General features: G+C 40.8%; 12 protein-coding genes and 2 pseudogenes. 8 read left to right on the forward strand and 6 right to left on the reverse strand.

From position 1 onward, the window contains the following. Positions 1-240 precede the first annotated feature (240 nt). Both L650_RS0110515 and uvrA read right to left on the reverse strand, forming a co-directional pair. Complete coding sequence (locus L650_RS0110515; protein ID WP_029773080.1) at positions 241-1278, reverse strand: hypothetical protein; 1038 nt, start codon at positions 1276-1278, stop codon at positions 241-243. A 35-nt stretch (positions 1279-1313) separates the two neighbouring features. Further along, entirely contained in the window at positions 1314-4136 is a 2823-nt protein-coding gene (gene uvrA, locus L650_RS0110520) for an excinuclease ABC subunit UvrA (protein WP_029773081.1), read from the reverse strand. 163 nt (positions 4137-4299) lie between these two features. Between uvrA and L650_RS0110525 the strand changes: the two are divergent. Next, positions 4300-5669, forward strand: a pseudogene (locus L650_RS0110525) (MFS transporter). A gap of 20 nt (positions 5670-5689) precedes the next feature. Then, entirely contained in the window at positions 5690-6394 is a 705-nt protein-coding gene (ssb, locus tag L650_RS0110530) for a single-stranded DNA-binding protein (protein ID WP_024032519.1), read from the forward strand. A gap of 124 nt (positions 6395-6518) precedes the next feature. On the opposite strand, the gene L650_RS0110535 is transcribed toward ssb, so the two are convergent. The 4 genes from L650_RS0110535 to L650_RS0110550 all read right to left on the reverse strand — a co-directional run bounded on the left by L650_RS0110535 (position 6519) and on the right by L650_RS0110550 (position 9919). Then, complete coding sequence (locus L650_RS0110535) at positions 6519-6929, reverse strand: hypothetical protein (protein WP_029773082.1); 411 nt, start codon at positions 6927-6929, stop codon at positions 6519-6521. A gap of 63 nt (positions 6930-6992) precedes the next feature. Continuing rightward, the gene (locus tag L650_RS0110540) at positions 6993-7526 is read right to left on the reverse strand and encodes a peroxiredoxin-like family protein (RefSeq protein ID WP_029773083.1); all 534 of its coding nucleotides are present in this window, start codon (positions 7524-7526) and stop codon (positions 6993-6995) included. 11 nt (positions 7527-7537) lie between these two features. Further along, positions 7538-8677, reverse strand: a complete 1140-nt coding sequence (locus L650_RS0110545) for an MFS transporter (protein ID WP_029773084.1) — start codon at positions 8675-8677, stop codon at positions 7538-7540. 69 nt (positions 8678-8746) lie between these two features. Then, positions 8747-9919: an MFS transporter gene (locus L650_RS0110550; RefSeq protein WP_029773085.1), complete on the reverse strand. Its 1173-nt coding sequence runs from the start codon at positions 9917-9919 to the stop codon at positions 8747-8749. 138 nt (positions 9920-10057) lie between these two features. Here L650_RS0110550 and L650_RS0110555 point away from each other — a divergent pair, with 138 nt between their 5' ends. The 6 genes and pseudogenes from L650_RS0110555 (at position 10058) to L650_RS0110580 (ending at position 17997) form a co-directional block, all read left to right on the forward strand. Then, entirely contained in the window at positions 10058-10969 is a 912-nt protein-coding gene (locus tag L650_RS0110555; protein ID WP_029773086.1) for a LysR family transcriptional regulator, read from the forward strand. 170 nt (positions 10970-11139) lie between these two features. After that, a complete protein-coding gene (locus L650_RS0110560) occupies positions 11140-13866 on the forward strand; it encodes a response regulator (protein WP_029773087.1) in 2727 nt (908 codons plus the stop codon). A gap of 224 nt (positions 13867-14090) precedes the next feature. Beyond that, positions 14091-14726, forward strand: a pseudogene (arsH, locus tag L650_RS0110565) (arsenical resistance protein ArsH); the annotation flags it as partial. A 9-nt stretch (positions 14727-14735) separates the two neighbouring features. Further along, complete coding sequence (arsB, locus tag L650_RS0110570; protein ID WP_029773089.1) at positions 14736-15752, forward strand: ACR3 family arsenite efflux transporter; 1017 nt, start codon at positions 14736-14738, stop codon at positions 15750-15752. Between the two features lie 9 nt (positions 15753-15761). Continuing rightward, the gene (arsC, locus tag L650_RS0110575) at positions 15762-16178 is read left to right on the forward strand and encodes an arsenate reductase (glutaredoxin) (RefSeq protein WP_029773090.1); all 417 of its coding nucleotides are present in this window, start codon (positions 15762-15764) and stop codon (positions 16176-16178) included. Positions 16179-16323: 145 nt separating this feature from the next. After that, entirely contained in the window at positions 16324-17997 is a 1674-nt protein-coding gene (locus L650_RS0110580) for an EAL domain-containing protein (protein ID WP_029773091.1), read from the forward strand. The last annotated feature ends 78 nt before the right edge of the window (positions 17998-18075 follow it).

Raw genomic sequence — 18075 nt, forward strand, 5'->3', positions numbered from 1 at the left:
CCCTAGGCAGAACCCGAAGGGCAGCGCATGTTTGGCATTTATGCTGCGTTATCGCCTATTTATGGGGAGTAACCACACTTCATAGGCTCTGCCTTGCCTAAAAACCAAACATGCTGCTGCAAATTCAACCATCAAAAATCAACACGCCCTAGTATAAGCAAATAAAAATGCCGCTAAATTTAGCGGCATTTTTTTATAACTTCTAATACTTCATTCATCACTTAAAAAAGCTATAATTTATTAGCTAGTGGACTTAAACGCAGGCGATTCGCAGGCTTTTACAATAAAAGAATAGCCATAAGGCATAGTTTCATTTGGCGTAATCTCTACTATTTCGTAATCGTTCAACTCTACCACTTTGCTATTTTTGGCTTTTTTACACCTTGAGTATTCATCCGCTTCGTAATTAAATGCAAACATCGCTATAAGGTGTTTACTACGCCCAAAATAACCTTCAGTAGCAACAAATGAACTTGCAGATTCGGCGAATTCATTTATTTCTTCTGCTTTTTGCGAGCTGGGTTGAGTTTTTGTTTCCTGTTTAGCCAGCCTTTCATTTAGGTTGACCATAGCATGCCCCTTCACTTCAGGAGAGTCACTAGCCAGCTCTCTTCCAAAATAGAAACCGTTTTCTATATCTGATAGAAATGTTGCTTCATCCCTATCGTCCAATAAAGGATAGAGGGTACTTAAAGTTATGAAGGCTAATATTAATCTAATAGATGCGGTAAGTAAGGGAGAGTAGCTTTGACTTATATATTTAATGCTTTGCGATCCAAATGGCTTTATAAGTAACAGCATTATGATATAAAAGGGTAAAATAAATTGAAATATTAGTAATGTACAGAGTGTAATTCCTAATGCCCAAATGGGTAAATATATCAAAGTTGCAAAATTGTGTGTGTAGCTCATGTTTGCAGCTGATACGTGAGTTACATCGTTAACAATACTGCTTGCATTTGCCAAAACAAAATTAGCAATGGTTGCATAAAAAACCAAAATTAAAGCTTTGCCTGCTAAAGAGTGCCAGAGTTTATTAAACTTTGGCCAAAATTCAATTACCAAGGCAGTCATTGTTAAAAGCGCGCAAAGTGACCAGGATTTAAAGAAAATCACAGATATAAGCGCTGCTAAGTAAAGCTTTTGCGCGGTGCTAAGGCTAAACCATATGGGTTTAATATGCTTATCAATATCAGCTTTAAGAGGCTGCAATTTTTTTTGCAGCTGTTTAAATAGCCTACTGGCTCGCCATTTTATAATTTTATAACGCCTTAACACCGACTTTCCTTATCGTATGAGGTAATAAACCCCAGTTAGTTTAATAGGGGCTTTAGGTAATGCCCAGTATGCGAGCGTTCACATTCGGCTACTTCTTCAGGCGTGCCTGCAATGAGTATTTCACCGCCGCCAGCCCCCCCTTCAGGGCCTAAATCAACCACCCAGTCTGCGGTTTTAACCACATCTAAGTTATGCTCAATTACCACAATGGTATTACCATGATCGCGCAGGCGATGTAATACCACAAGTAGCTGTTCAATATCGGCAAAGTGAAGGCCGGTTGTTGGCTCATCAAGTATATACAGTGTTTTACCTGTATCGCGTTTAGAAAGCTCACGAGCCAGTTTTACACGTTGTGCTTCACCACCAGAGAGCGTGGTAGCAGCTTGCCCTAGGCGAATATACGATAAACCAACGTCCATTAGCGTTTTAAGTTTACGCGCTATTGCAGGTATTTTATCAAAGTAGTCGTGCGCGTCTTCAACGGTCATTTCGAGCACTTGGTGAATGTTTTTACCTTTGTATTGTACTTCTAAGGTTTCGCGGTTATAGCGCGCGCCCTTACATACATCACACGGTACATATACATCAGGTAAAAAGTGCATTTCTACTTTAATTACGCCATCCCCTTGGCAGGCTTCACAGCGCCCGCCTTTTACATTAAAGCTAAAGCGACCTACTTTATAGCCGCGAGAGCGGGCTTCTTGTGTCCCTGCAAATAACTCACGAATACCGGTAAAAATACCTGTGTAGGTTGCAGGGTTTGAGCGCGGTGTACGACCAATTGGGCTTTGGTCAATATCAATCACTTTGTCAAAATGATCAAGGCCACTAATTGACTTGTAAGGCGCGGCTTCTGCTGTGGTCGCGCCGTTAAGCTCGGTATGCGCAAGCTTAAAGAGTGTATCGTTAATGAGCGTTGATTTACCTGAGCCTGATACCCCTGTAATACAGGTTAATAAGCCAAATGGAATTTTTAAGTCTACATTTTTTAGGTTATTACCTGTGGCACCAAATAGCTCAAGCCATTTGTCGCTGGTTGGGTTACGCTCTTGTGGCACTTCTATTTTGCGTACGCCTGATAAAAACTGGCCAGTTACCGAGTCTTTAGTGGCTAAAATATCGTCACGTGTACCTTGTGCAATAATGTGTCCGCCGTGCACTCCCGCGCCTGGGCCAATATCAATAATGTGATCGGCTGCGCGAATCGCGTCTTCGTCGTGCTCAACAACAATAACGGTATTACCTAAGTCGCGTAAATGCACCAACGTTTGTAATAAACGGTCGTTATCGCGCTGGTGTAAACCAATTGATGGCTCATCCAGTACGTACATTACGCCTACAAGGCCTGCACCTATTTGGCTGGCTAAACGAATACGCTGGGCTTCACCACCGGAGAGGGTATCGGCACTGCGCTCAAGTGATAAGTAATTAAGGCCTACATTAATTAAAAACGATAAGCGGTCGCGAATTTCTTTCAGGATTTTTTCAGCTATTTGAGCTTTTTGGCCTGTTAGCGATAACCCTTCAAAAAAGTCCATCGCTTCGCCAATACTCATAGTCGTAATAGCAGGTAGGTTTGTTTGACCTATAAATACGTGGCGTGCTTCTTGGCGTAAACGCGAGCCATGACAACTAGGACACGCTTGGCTAGTTTGATATTTAGCGAGCTCTTCACGCACTGAGTTTGACTCAGTTTCGCGATAGCGACGGTTCATGTTGTTTAACACGCCTTCAAACTCGTGGTTGCGTGTTATTAAATCGCCTCTGTCGTTACGGTAGTTAAAGGCTATTTTTGTTTGCCCTGAGCCTTCTAAAATAATTTTTTGCGATTCTTTAGCCAGCTTTTCAAATGGCACATCTAAATCAAAGTTATAGTGCTCGGCGACCGCCTGTAGCATTTGAAAATAATAAAAGCTGCGTTTATCCCAGCCTTTAATAGCACCACCGGCAAGGCTGAGCTCTGGGTTATGTACCACACGGTTAGGATCAAAGTATTGGCGTACGCCTAAACCATCACAGCTTTGACACGCGCCGGCAGGGTTATTAAACGAAAACAAGCGCGGTTCTAACTCGGTCATTGCGTAGCCACAGGTAGGGCAGGCAAAATTTGCCGAGAACAGCATTTCTTCTATCGTGCTGTCGTCCATGTAGGCTACATTTGCCACACCGCCAGACATCTCAAGTGCGGTTTCGAACGACTCTGCTAAACGCTGCTGTTGGCCATCTTTTACTTTAAAGCGGTCAACTACGACTTCAATAGTGTGTTTTTTATGAAGCTCAAGTGTTGGCGGATCTGATAAGTCGCATACTTCACCGTCTATACGAGCACGAATGTAGCCTTGGCTTGCAAGTTGCTCAAGTAATTTAACGTGCTCACCTTTACGATCTTTAACCACTGGCGCTAAAAGCATCAGCTTAGTGCCCTCTGGCAGTGCTAAAACGGTATCAACCATTTGGCTAATTGTTTGAGCTGCAAGCGGTAAGTCGTGGGTTGGGCATCGTGGTTCGCCCACGCGGGCAAACATTAAACGCAAGTAATCGTATATTTCGGTAATGGTACCCACTGTTGAGCGAGGATTGTGCGATGTAGATTTTTGCTCAATAGAAATGGCGGGAGAAAGGCCTTCAATATGATCAACGTCAGGCTTTTCCATTAACGATAAAAATTGCCTTGCGTAGGCAGAAAGTGACTCAACATAACGACGCTGTCCTTCTGCATATAAAGTATCAAATGCCAGTGATGACTTTCCCGAACCAGATAGGCCTGTGATAACAATTAATTTATCACGTGGGATGGTTAGGCTGATGTCTTTTAAATTGTGCGTACGGGCGCCTCGGACTTCAATGTTTTCCATGCTATCTCGTTTATTACCAAAATTATTTGTCCAGTATCGCATAATACGAAACATTATTAATCAATGATCAACGAAAAAATCCTTACTTATAGGCGATTAATTATTGCCAAGCTTGTGGTAGAATCCCAGCCTAAATTTTTCATATCGTAAGAATACGCAGATAATGACCGCATCTTCACTTAATTCACGAGAAAAGCGCGCCGCTGTATCGCTGGCGAGTGTGTTTGCATTTAGAATGCTCGGCTTGTTTATGCTGATGCCTGTATTGGCTATTTATGGCCAATCGCTTGATGGTTTTTCGCCTATGTGGATAGGATTTGCTATTGGCGCGTATGGCTTAACGCAAGCGGTATTGCAAATTCCTATGGGGCGTTTGTCAGATAAAATAGGCCGTAAAAAAGTCATTGTTGGTGGCTTAGTTGTGTTTGCATTGGGCTCTGTTATTGCAGCCCTTGCTGAATCTATTCAAATGGTTACAGTGGGCCGTGCACTACAAGGTATGGGCGCTATAGCCAGTGCGCTGCTTGCATTTGCCAGCGATCTAAGCCGCGACGAACAGCGCCCTAAAGTAATGGCCGTAATTGGTATGAGTATAGGCATGAGCTTTGCTTTTGCTATGTTACTTGGCCCTATTGTTGCCGCGTCGTGGGGTGTCGCGGGGGTATTTTGGTTAACAGCAATACTTGCCGTGTTCGGTATTGGTATTATTTTATTTTTAGTGCCAAACGCAGTAAACAAAGCGCCCAAAGGCGATACCTTGGCAAGCTTTAGTGATATTAAAAAGCTTATTAAGCATCCACAATTATCGCGCTTAAATGCAGGCGTATTACTGCTACATTTAACGCTAACCACTATTTTTGTGGTGCTACCCAGCCAACTAATAAAAGATGGCTTAGTGGCAAACCACCATTGGTATTTATATATTCCAGTATTGCTGTTAGCGTTTATTTTAATGGTCCCTATTATGATTATTGCCATTAAAAAAGAAAAAGAAAAACAGGCGTTTATTGGCTCAGTAGCACTGCTTTCTATTAGTATGTTTGCTATGTCTATTTGGGTGAATAGCGTGGTTGGCATTGCCATTTGTATGTTGCTTTATTTTGTAGCATTTAATTTTTTAGAAGCCACTATGCCTGCGCTTGTATCGCGTATNTTGCGCCCGCTAGCCAAAAAGGTTCCGCTATGGGTGGGTATTCGTCTAGCCAGTTTTTGGGGGCTTTTTTAGGTGGTATTTTAGGGGGTTATGTTGCCCAAACTACAAGTACGCAAGCTGTGTTTGCGGCAGCAGCACTTGTTGGGTTAATATGGCTTATTATTGCGTGGAAAATGCAAGTCCCACCGAAAAGTAAAGTTATTAGTTTAATGACCAATTTAAGTTCTGAAGAGCAAGCTCAAGCACTTGCTTCTCAGCTAGTTGCTTTACCTGGCGTAATAGAAGCAACAGTAGTACGCGACGAAAGCCGCAGCTATTTAAAGATTAATGATAAAGAATTTGACCTAGACCAAGCACGTAAAGTAGCTGGTTTAATCTAACGTTTATAGGAGATGGTTCCATGGCACGCGGTGTGAACAAAGTAATTTTGGTTGGTAATTTAGGACAAGATCCTGAAGTTCGTTACATGCCTAATGGCAATGGTGTAGCAAATATTACCTTAGCAACGTCAGACAGCTATAAAGACAAAAACACTGGCCAAATGGTTGATAAAACTGAATGGCACCGTGTAGTATTTTTTGGCAAGCTAGCTGAAATTGTTGGTGAGTACTGCCGTAAAGGCTCGCAAATTTACGTTGAAGGTAAACTTCAAACACGTAAATGGACCGACCAACAAGGCCAAGAAAAATACACAACAGAAATCGTTGTTGATGGCTTTACGGGTCAAATGCAAATGCTAGGCGCTCGCGGTGGCGATCAGCAAGGTGGTGGTTATCAAGGTAATCAAGGCGGCCAACAAGGTGGCGGTTACCAAAATAATCAACAAGGCGGTGGCTATGGTCAAAACAACCAAGCTCAAAACAGCCAGCAAGGTGGTTATGCACCACAGCAACAAGCTGCACCAGCACAACGCCCAGCTGCAGCACCTGCTCCACAGCAAAATAACCAATACCAACAATCAAACAACAGTGGCTTTGCTCCTGGGCAAAGTAATGCGCCACAGCAGCAAGGTGGTTTTGCACCTAAGCCGCAAAACGCCCCTCAGGGCGGTGCATCAAATCCTATGGAACCAACAATAGATTTTGATGACGACATTCCTTTCTAGTCTTCCAACCTTTACAGTGTAAAGAAATTTTCATGAAAAGCCCTGTTAATGCAGGGCTTTTTTGTAACTACACGTTTTAGTACAAAAGGCGCTGTTTCTACACCTACCGTTTAACACTTTAAAGTCACTCAAAACGCGCTATTAGCGCCTTTTTATAGGCTAAAAATTGAATGGCACATATAACTAAAAAACAGCCTGAGTAAGTCACTAACTGAGCAATTGGCTCGGGGCGAACAAAATATTCATGTAACAGCGCCCCAATTAACGTACCCGCCAATAAAACATATGCAACATAGGTAAACAGTGCTTTTTGCTTTTCATTTTTAATAAACAAAAGAGCAAGCATCATTAAACCCACTACCAACTCCAGTAAACCAACGCTATACATATAAATTTTAGCGTTAACGGGCAGTACCTGCGCAAAGTAGCTAAAGGTTTTAACGCTTACTTGCGCTGCTAATAACTTTGGCAGGGCAAACTTAAACATAAAAAGCGCGCTGGCTAAATTTAAAAGATTACTAAATAAGTTTTTCATGAAAGCTTATGCCTTAATAAAGCAGCCGTCAGGTAATAAACGCCACGGCTGCAATTTAAATGGTTACACAACAGTGCCGCGAATAGGGTAGTTATTTTGCTCTTTAATAAACTTTAAGCCTCTTACAACCACGTCTAATTCAGGGCGTAAATACGGGGCATTAGAAATATTTACAGCTTGCAATATCCCTTGCTTATTTACGACAAATATCGCGGGCTCTGCAAAGTTGTGATCGGTTTCTTGCTCAGAGCGAGGTGAGGAAATATACAGCCCAAGTTGTTTCATTTGCTGCTGCGTTAAATCATAAGCTATAGGAAAGCTAACCGCGAGCGTGTCCATGCTTTGTGTTAGCTGCGCGCGGCTATCTGCAGAAACGGCACAAACGCTCACGCCAAGTGCCTTTAATGCGGGTAATTGCGCTTCTAGTAAATTTAAGTAACGCATACAAAGCGGGCAATGCTTGCCTCTGTATACCACGAGCATTTGCCACTCGGCGCCACCGTGCGGCTTACTTAGATCTGCGGTTGTCCCATCGAGCAAGTGTGCAGTAACTGTTGGAAATGAATTACCGGCTATTAATTTAAATGACTCTGACATAAAAACCTCTTTTATACTAATTGTGAATGATTTTTTTTAACAAATAAGTACAGCGCAGTGAGTGCACATAAGCTGATACAGCTAATAAAAATATTGCGAGTGCCTCCTGGGATATATTCAACAAGCGATGTTAAAAATTGCCCAGAAAAAACAGCCATTGTGAAATAAGAGAGGTTACGACCGCGAACAGAGGCTGCGCTACGCTCTACGGTCATATGGTTTAATAGTGGGATGCTAAAACCAAAGCCAATACCGCTAAACACAGCCCCTATTACCAATAACGCAGTACCCGTTTGTAAAAAGAAAGCAAATGATGCCCCATAGCCTATAAATGCCAACGCAAGTACTTTTTGCTCGCCCATTTTTTTAGTTAACTGAGGCATAAAATGTGCCCCAACAACAGCCACTAACGAGATGAAAGAGAGTAAAAACCCTACTTGTTCTTCATTATAATTTTGCGCATGCATTGTGCTGGGTAGTAAAACAATTGCGCTAAAAAACGTGACCATTGCAAGCACAGCCAGCGAATACACATGCTTAAGAGACAAGCCATTATTTGATATTACGTGCTCTTGTGTTGCTTGTGCCTCTTGTGCTTGAGGGTGATTACGCGGCACAAAAAGTAGCAACATGGCTAAAAATACCCAAGAAATAAGGTACAACGATAATGGTAAAGCCCAATGCTGCACAGCAAGTAGGCCACCTATAAATAGAAATATAACGCCACCGAGCTCTATTGCCATGCCTTGCTTAGCAAGCATGCCTAGGCGCGCTTTACCAAAGTACCACTGTGATATTAAAACGGTACAACCGGCCATAACAATTGAGGTAACACCGCCAAGCAAAATACGGTTAGCAAAAACCAACAACGGCCCTTGTAACCAATACACGCTTGCACCTAAAAAGCCGTATAAAAATAAGCCAATAATTAATGAACGGTAAGCGCCATATTTATCAATTAATTTACCTGTAATAGGCGCAAATATAACAGCCCCTAAAGCCGGTAAGGTCACTAAAAATACCGCACTGTCAGCAACATTTAGGGCTGTTGATATACTGATTAAACCAGGTGCAACCAATGCACCCACCATGATTGTTAAGCAGGCTATACACAGCAACGTGTAGCTTCCTGCGTTATTGAGTTTATTCATAAGTATTCTCTGTTTTTAAATGGGGCAACTAAGGGGTACTTACGCTTAGTTGCAAGGAGTTAATGGCGGTTATTTTTTTGCAAGAGAGTTAAAAGCAGCGCTGATGGTAATTAACACTACACTAAGGACGACTACGCCAGGCCACTGATAAAAAGCAAAGGCTTTCACACCAATAATTGAGCCAAATGCGCCGCCTAAGTAGTAGCCAAGCATGTAAACACCATTAATACGGCTTTGTGCGCTTGGGTCTATGCTAAATACGCGGACTTGATTGGCTACTTGTGCGCTAAAAATAGCGAAGTCGATTAAAATAATACCGATAATTAGGGCTATTAGGTTTCCTAAAAAAACGCCTGTAATAGCAAAACCAATTGCGGCAAGTGTGAGTACTATCATGACTAATTTTTTAGAGCCCAGCGCATTGACCCACTTACCCGAAGACTTAGCCCCTATTACGCCAGCTAATGCAATGATGCCAAATAATCCGGCCTCTTGGGCACTGTAGTTAAAAGGTGCATCACTGACATAAATAGCTAAAGTAGCCCAAAGTACATTAAAAGCAGCAAACCAAAGCGCGCCAGTTAAAGTAAACACTTGTAGTGGTTTGTGCTGTTTAAATAACGCCACTGTACTTTTAAGTAGCGGCCAGTAACGTAAGCTAGTTTGTGGTTTATTTAGGGGTAAAAAGAGCCTAAGTAGTACACCAAATAGCGCAGCTAATATTGCGGACATAACAAATACGCCACGCCAACCAAAGTGCTCTCCTACAAAGCCGCTTAACGTGCGTGAAAGTAAAATACCAATGGTTAGGCCCATCATTAAGGTGCCCAATGTAGTCCCTTTATTTTCAGCAGATACAAGTGATGCCGCAAAAGGGATTAATTGCTGGGTAATGTTGGCACTTACCCCTATTAAAAATACCGACATTAATAACAGCGGTAAGTTAGGTGTAAATACGGCAAAGCTACATGCAATAACCAGTAAGCCCGATAAAATGCTTATTAAGCGACGACGCGCAATAGAATCCCCCAGCGGCGAAATAAACAATAGGGCAAAAGCGTAACCAAATTGAGTAAATGCGGGAATGCTACCAAGTTGTGAATCCGTTAAATTAAACTCGTTACCAATCAGGGGTAAAATTGGCTGGCTGTAATATAGGTTTGCAGCGGTTGCTGCAATGGCGGTTGTCATTAACAATAAAGTAAAGCGACTTAACGAGGCACTCTGCGTTACCTGGGACATTTTGCTCTCCAACATTAAAAGGTAGGCGAATGATAGAGAGAGATTATCGATATTAGAAATGTTTAAATTTGATGGAATCTATACAAATAACGTATAGTTGTTGCTATACCTCTCACACAGAGCAAATTCGAGTCGCACATGGATATAAAAATATTAAAAAGTTTTATTGCAGTGGCTAAGCACTTGAGCTTTTCAGAAGCGGCTCAAGAGCTACATACAGTTCAACCCGCTATAAGTCGCCATATTTCTTCGTTAGAAGAGCAGCTAGGTGTTAGCTTGTTTACCCGTAACTCTCGGGAGGTGTCGATCACGCAAGCGGGAGAGCAGTTAGTTAAAGATGCCACGGCAATTTTAGCGCTTACAGAGCGGGCTAAAAATAAGGTTAAACTGGTCGATAGCGGGCAGTTAGGCTCGCTGAGTATTGCGTATTTAAGCTCTGCATGTTTAACATTTTTGGCCAAATTAATCCGAACGTATAAGTCGCAGTTTCCTAATGTTCACGTTACCTTGCTAGAAATGACCGCGACCGAGCAAATAGAGGCCCTTAAAAACGAACGGGTAGATGTTGCGTTTTCTCGGCCGTTACCAAGCACCATAGCCGATGAGTTTATAAGTGAAACTATGTACGTTGACCGCCTCGTAGCGGTGGTCAACAAAAATCATCCCTTTGCATCGGCACAAACTATTGATTTGAAAACCCTTAAAAATGAGCCATTTATTCTTTTTAATCGCGACGAAGCCTTAGGGTTGTTTGATGAAATTATTACTCGTTGCAAGCGCGCTGGCTTTTCACCTAACATTATTAGTCAACCAAGGCATATGCAAACCTTAGTAACAGAGGTTGCCGCCGGTTTAGGGTTAGCTATAGCACCTTATTGTGTAAGTAAATTATATAGCGAGGGTTGCCATTTTATAGAGTTAGAAAAGGTCGACACACAAATTTATTTGCAGCTGCAATACAAGCAAATTAACAACAGCGCTACCACGCAAGCGTTTGTTGAAATGGCACTTAATGCCCAAGAAGAGATTCAGCTTAGCATGCGTAATTGAGTTGGCTTTGTAAAAGCGCTTTTAGCTAACTTATGCGCTGCAATAATTAGCGAGGCGTAAATGCGAAAAAACGCAAATAAACCTTTGTAATTTACATCTCATTTAATTGATTTGTAAATAGTTAACATCTACTCTAGTGGTACTAATCACTTCAAGCAACTATGAGAAACATGAAAGCCCTTATTTTATTTTTATTTCTTGTTTTTCAATTTGCCAGTTTGTCGGTAAGCGCTCAACTGGGTTCTAAAATTACCAATGTCTTATTTATCAATTCTACCAACCAATATATGCCTTGGCATAAAAGTGTTGAAGAGGGCTTGAGTAGCGAGCTATCAACACGGACTTTTGACTATGAGCTTTTTGTTGAAAACATTGATGTAGGGCGCTTTGATGAGGCCACTCAAAAGCAATTAATGAGCGACTACCTTAAGCAAAAATATAAAAATAAGCACATAGATATTGTTGTCACGCTATCACCCTCAGCAGCCACGTTAATATCACAATTGAATGATTTTTTTACTAGCACGCCAAAAATTTATATTGAGCCTGGCGAGCAGTTTAGGCTACCGGTAAACACTAACAATGCATTAATGCAGGCTAAGTTAGACTACAAGCAAGCAACCGCCAGCGCGGTTAATTTAATGAAACCTAAAAAGCTCATTGTCATCTTGGATACTAAAAATGAAATAGGTATAAACTTTTATACAGGGCTGTTCAATATTATCAGCCAAGATTTTTCGTATTTAGAGATTGAGCAATGGTTTGATCTTCCTGCTGCTGAACTGATGAAAAAAGTAAAAAATGTGCCTTCAGACGCCATTATTTTGTTTACCCCTATATTTAGAAATTACGAAAATAAGTCGATTAGCCCGTATCAGCTCGTCAGCTTACTCGCTCAGCATAGTAACGCCCCCATTTTTAGCTACTGGGAAGTTTTATTGGGCTCAGGTGTAGTGGGTGGTTATGTTTTATCAGGTGAGAAAATAGGTAAACGCGTGGGTGAAGCTATTATTTCTTACAGTGAAAATAACGTGTTACCTACTATAAGCGATGAAAATTTAAGTGTTCATAAATACGATTGGCGACAGCTAAAAAAATATAATGTTGCCCCGCAAAGCCTGACAGAAAAATCGATTATTGCTTATTACAAGCCGAGTTACTTTGAACAAAATAAAGTGTTAATTTACAGCGCCGCCATTACTATTTTTGTATTGAGCGCTTTTTTAGTGTTTGTATTACGATTAAACCGCCGCCGCATTCAGCTTGTAAACGCGCTTGATGAAGAAAAGCTACGACTTGAATCGCGTGTAGAGCAACGCACCAAAGAGCTATTACAAGCTAAAGAAGAAGCAGAGCAACTTACCTCGTCAAAATCTGAATTTTTAGCCAATATGAGTCACGAGATCAGAACCCCAATGAGTGGCATTATAGGGCTGACGAATATTTTATTGGGCAAAAACTTACCTGAAGAAGATAAACAGTATTTAGAAAAAATAAAGTACTCGTCAGATCAATTGCTTGTGGTTATTAATGACATTTTAGATTTTTCAAAAATCGAGTCAGGAAATATCAAACTCGAGGCCTTTGCATTTTCGTTAAACGCGGTTGTCGATTATATAACGACCACATTTGAAAATAGGGCGCGGAGTAAAGGTATTGCGTTTGAGATTAATATTAGCGATAACGTGAAACATAACTTAGTTGGCGATGTGGTGCGTATAAACCAAGTATTAATTAACTTGTGCTCTAACGCGATTAAGTTTACCTCTAAAGGGGCTGTTTCGGTGCAAATAGACGCAGAAGAAGCCCCCAATGACGCCAAAAGTATTGTTTTACGCTTTAGTGTTAAAGACACCGGCATTGGTATTGATGAAAAAAGCTTACCTAACTTGTTTGAGTCATTTACTCAGGCCGACAGCTCTACAACCCGAAAATACGGGGGAACAGGGTTAGGCTTAGCCATTAGTAAACGTTTATGCCAAGCAATGGGTGGCGATATTTCTGTAAGCAGTACGCAAGGTGAAGGCAGTGAGTTTATTGCTACCATAAACGTTGAGGTAAACACCCAAGCATTAATAGAAGACAGCCCACAGTTATCATTTGCTGAACCATTTGATGTATTACTAATAGATGATAACGAAGATGATTTAAGCTTAATTAAAAGTCAGCTTAGTGCAATGGGACTGCGTTGTACGCCTTGCACGCAGGCAAGTGATGCAATAGAGATAATTAAAGAAAATATAAACACTTATAAAATTATTATTGTTGATTGTGAAATGCCGACCATGAGCAGTGAAACGTTTTTTACCCGCATTTACAAAGTAAACCCACAGCTTTGCAACAATATTATTGTACTTACAGCAAGCAAAAACGACGCAATTTACGACATAGCTAAAAAAATAAACATTAAAACTATTTTGCATAAGCCTGTGCTTACCAGCGTATTATTTGAAGCGATGAAAAGCAAAGTGGTTAGCCCTTCTACAAGTAATACCCATAAACCTGCCACCGAAAAGCCACTGCAAGGGGTAAAAATACTCGTTGTGGAAGATAACGCCATAAACAGGTTAATTGTATCCGATATATTAGCCGCCAGTGGGGCGCAGGTGCACGTAGTAGAAAATGGCTTAGAATGCATACAAACCGTAAAATTAGAAACGTTTGATATTATTTTAATGGATATTCATATGCCCATTATGGACGGTGTAGAAGCGACTAAAGTAATACGCAGTGACAGCAATACTGCGCTTGCCTCTATGCCTATCATTGCGTTAACTGCAAACGTAATGAAAGATGATATTACTCACTACCTATCTATTGGTATGAATGCACATGTTGCTAAACCAATAAAAGCTAAAACATTACGCGATACAATACTTAATTGCTTAAATAAATAAACTTATCAATTACCTACCTTTAATAGCAGGCTTTAACGCCCGCAACGTTAAAAAACAAAACGTAAAATTTATATAAATAGGGTTTGACTCACACCTTTTAATATGTGAAATTTCATATATTCGTTTTTTCATATATGTTTAGTTCGCTATAGAACTACAAGGTTAAGGATTATGAGTAAATCAATTGAACACGAGCTACCTAATTTAGAACTTTCACAAAGCACTCCGCCTACCNACCTAAAATCTTATTGTTATACGGCTCGCTAAGAGCCCGCTCATATAGCAAGTTAGTTATAGAAGAAAGTGCACGCTTGCTAACCCACTTTGGCGCTGAGGTTAAAATATTTAACCCTGAAGGTTTACCCATAACAGATAGTGAAGATGAGACGCACCCTAAGGTGCAAGAGTTGCGTGATTTAATGCTCTGGTCTGAAGGGCAAGTATGGTGCTCGCCGGAGCGACACGGTGCTATGACGAGTGTATTTAAAAACCAGATTGATTGGGTTCCATTAAACCTGGGTGGCGTAAGACCTACACAAGGTAAAACGCTGGCTGTGCTGCAGGTTTGTGGTGGTTCGCAGTCATTTAATGTGGTTAATCAGTTACGCGTATTAGGGCGCTGGATGCGCATGGTAACAATACCTAATCAGTCATCGGTGCCTAAAGCGTTTTTAGAATTTGAAGAGAATGGCCGAATGAAGCCTTCTGCTTTTTACAATCGAATTGTGGATGTAATGGAAGAGCTCGTAAAATTTACCTTATTAATGCGCGACCAAAAAGATTACTTTGTTGATAGATACTCTGAGCGAGTAGAAACAGCAGAGCAGCTCAGTAAACGCGTAAATCAAAAAGACATTTAGGAGGTTACTGTGGGGTTATTTGAACGCTTTTTATCGGTGTGGGTTGCGCTGGCAATCGCGGTAGGGATTGTCGCCGGTTACACCGTACCCGATGTATTTAGTGTTGTTGCAAGCTTAGAATATGCACATGTAAATATTGTTATCGCTGTACTCATTTGGTTTATGATTTACCCAATGATGGTGCAAATTGACTTCTCTTCTATTAAAGATGTAGGCAAAAAGCCTAAAGGCTTAGTACTGACAGTCGTTATCAACTGGCTCATAAAGCCCTTTACCATGGCCTTGCTAGGGTGGTTATTTTTTAAAGGCATTTTTGCAGACTTTGTCGACCCACAAACGGCAACAGAATACATAGCCGGTATGATTTTATTAGGAGTAGCACCATGTACTGCAATGGTGTTTGTGTGGAGTCAATTAACAAAAGGCGATGCTAATTACACGTTAGTGCAGGTATCTATCAACGATATTATTATGATTTTTGCCTTTGCGCCCATCGCAGGTTTATTACTAGGGGTAACAGACATAACGGTACCGTGGGACACGTTATTACTCTCGGTGGTTTTGTATGTACTTATTCCATTAATAGCAGGCGCTATTACCCGCAAAAAATTAGATAAGGGTGAAGATCACACACGGTTAAATCACTTTTTAAAGGTAATGAAACCGTATTCTATAATTGGCTTACTGGCAACGGTGGCACTTTTATTTGGTTTTCAGTCTCAAACATTAATAGATAACCCAGAAGCCATTGTATTGATTGCTATTCCGCTGCTTATTCAAACGTACGGTATTTTTGCAATAGCCTACATAGCCGCAAAAAAAATGGGCCTAGCTCATAATATTGCAGCTCCAGCTTGCATGATTGCAACTTCTAACTTTTTTGAACTTGCTGTTGCCGTAGCCATTTCATTATTTGGTTTACACTCTGGTGCTGCGCTTGCCACCGTTGTGGGTGTTCTTGTTGAAGTACCTGTTATGCTTAGCTTAGTTTATTTTGCTAATAAAACGCGTCATTGGTTTAACTAGGAGAGTGTCATGGTCGTTATTCATCATAATCCTGATTGTGGTACATCGCGCAATGTATTGCAGATTATTAAAGCCGCTGGCTATAACCCCACGGTTATTGAATACCTTAAAGAGGGCTGGACAAAACCTCAATTGTTAGCGTTATTTGCCGCAGCAAACTTAACACCAAAAACAGCGTTGAGAGTGAGGAAATCGCCTGCTGAAGAGCTAGGCTTGTTAGATGAAAATGTAACAGATGAAGCTATTTTAGAGGCCATGCTTGAGCACCCTATACTGGTTAATAGGCCTATAGTGTGCACCGAAAAAGGGGTTAAGCTATGTCGCCCTAGTGAGCAAGTTTTAACGCTATTAGCACAATGGCCTAAAGGTGAGCTATACAAAGAAGACGGCGAAATGATATTAAACGCGCAGGGCGAGCAACCCTAAAAGTAATAAACTATTTGCCAAAACCCCGTTTACACGGGGTTTTTTTGTTTAGCAAAATTATAAACATTTAAACTTGCTTTGCCTGCTTGTGCTAATGACTATTTTGAACAACACTTTAAATAGTCGCGTTGCCACAGAGAGCACTATGCATAAAACCTTAATAAAAATTGCTGAGCAAAAAAAAATAATTTACTTAACCAGTTTCACGCTGGTGGTAATTATTTTTAATGTGCTTTTAAATGATACGCTCCATAAAAAAATTCATAAAAATGGTCAGCAGTTAACGCAGCAAATTTTTGAGCTGCAAATTAATGCCAATGCCGATAAAGAAATAGTGCAGGCATTGGTGCAAAGTAAGGGCTTTATGCTGGCTGCACACTCAAATGCCGAACACTTCAAATACTTAGTTGATATACAGCACGATGTATTTAGCTATAAAACGCTCAGCATAAGTTTATACCACTGGCCTGCCTGGGTGGAGCAAGCTTACTTATTTTTACTATTAAATATCATTATATTAGGTGCCACTAGCTGGTGGGTTAGATGGTGGAAAGTATTAGTAACAAAACCGGCAGCGAACCTGCCATTGCCTTACAGCAAAACTAAAGCTGCAAAAAAACTTTCTACGCAAATCACCACATTAAACTGCGAAGTAAAGTCTATGTACGGTGTTAGTGCAGCGCGGCATAGCTTATTTGCCATAGTGAAATGTGATTGTGTGTTTGATGAAAATACCGATACCCAAGCAAGCTTTAAGGTATTGATAGCAAAATATTTTAAAGAGCTTCCTGCAGTATCAGTTAATGTATTTGATGCTAACAACCTTGCTATTACTTTAAATAATATCCCTGTAGCAAAGCTAGATACATACAGTGAAAGCCTACACGAATGCGTTTATCAAATTTGTAAGCGTTATCGAAGCACAGTAACGCGTAAAAACATAAAGGTTGGACTGTGCGATTATCGATATGCGACTGAGCAACCCGTTATTTTTAAACTCGCTAAGTCGGCCTTAGTATTTTCAGAAAAAAGCTTAATTCAGCACTGGCATAGGCTCGCGTTACAGCACGAGCAAGGGAACTTAATTTCGAGTAAGCAGGTTATTGAAAATATTAAAAAGAATAAATTTATCTTATTCTTTCAACCGTTATTTATGATCACCAGCGGCGATATTGTACAACATGAAGTGCTAATAAGAATTAGGCAGCAACCGCACGGTTTATTAGCTGCGCGTTACTTTATTAATCAAGACTTTAACAATCACCAAGCATTTGAGTTAGATAAAGCGGTGCTACTTCAAGTTAAAAAGCTTATTTTAGCTGAGCCCAGTGCTCTAACGGTGAGCGTTAATTTGCATATAAGTAATTGGTTTAACGAGCAGTTTTGGAGCTGGTTTGTCACCAATATGAAAGATTTTACGACAAAGCGAAAATTACAGTTTGAAATCAGCGAAGCAGACTTTATTAAGTACCAAGCGCAACTAGCAGGCGCCTTTGAAAAACTGACAGCCCTACAAAGTTTGCTGGTGATTGATAATGTACAGAATGTGGAGCACATTAACCAAATTGCTTCTCAAAAATTAGTTAGCGGTATAAAACTGGGGTATCCGCTTGTTCATAATGTGGATGAAAAAACACAACAGCAAAAACAAGTTAAAAACATTGTGGCGCAAAGCAAGTTGATCAATATACCTGTATACGCGGTGGGTGTAGAAACCCAAAAAGAGCTACTTATGTTGGCTAAACTAGGCGTAGTTGCCGCACAAGGTTTTTACTTTTCTGAGCCCTTGCAGGAATACACACATGCCACATTTTACTAAGGGCAGTTAATCCTTTTAAGCTAAGCGCAGCCAAAAGGGTCACTCTAGCAGCGGTTGTAGAGCTCACTATGTTACACA

The sequence above is a fragment of the Pseudoalteromonas sp. TB51 genome, assembly GCF_000498055.1.
GTDB classification, from domain to species: domain Bacteria; phylum Pseudomonadota; class Gammaproteobacteria; order Enterobacterales; family Alteromonadaceae; genus Pseudoalteromonas; species Pseudoalteromonas atlantica.

What these genes read in the sequence shown, in the direction of transcription:
- L650_RS0110545 (WP_029773084.1), bottom strand. Translation starts at nt 8,677, where the DNA reads ATGAATAAACTCAATAACGCAGGAAGCTACACGTTGCTGTGTATAGCC.
- L650_RS0110555 (WP_029773086.1), top strand. Translation starts at nt 10,058, where the DNA reads ATGGATATAAAAATATTAAAAAGTTTTATTGCAGTGGCTAAGCACTTG.
- L650_RS0110540 (WP_029773083.1), bottom strand. Translation starts at nt 7,526, where the DNA reads ATGTCAGAGTCATTTAAATTAATAGCCGGTAATTCATTTCCAACAGTT.
- ssb (WP_024032519.1), top strand. Translation starts at nt 5,690, where the DNA reads ATGGCACGCGGTGTGAACAAAGTAATTTTGGTTGGTAATTTAGGACAA.
- arsC (WP_029773090.1), top strand. Translation starts at nt 15,762, where the DNA reads ATGGTCGTTATTCATCATAATCCTGATTGTGGTACATCGCGCAATGTA.
- L650_RS0110550 (WP_029773085.1), bottom strand. Translation starts at nt 9,919, where the DNA reads ATGTCCCAGGTAACGCAGAGTGCCTCGTTAAGTCGCTTTACTTTATTG.
- uvrA (WP_029773081.1), bottom strand. Translation starts at nt 4,136, where the DNA reads ATGGAAAACATTGAAGTCCGAGGCGCCCGTACGCACAATTTAAAAGAC.
- L650_RS0110535 (WP_029773082.1), bottom strand. Translation starts at nt 6,929, where the DNA reads ATGAAAAACTTATTTAGTAATCTTTTAAATTTAGCCAGCGCGCTTTTT.
- L650_RS0110580 (WP_029773091.1), top strand. Translation starts at nt 16,324, where the DNA reads ATGCATAAAACCTTAATAAAAATTGCTGAGCAAAAAAAAATAATTTAC.
- L650_RS0110560 (WP_029773087.1), top strand. Translation starts at nt 11,140, where the DNA reads ATGAAAGCCCTTATTTTATTTTTATTTCTTGTTTTTCAATTTGCCAGT.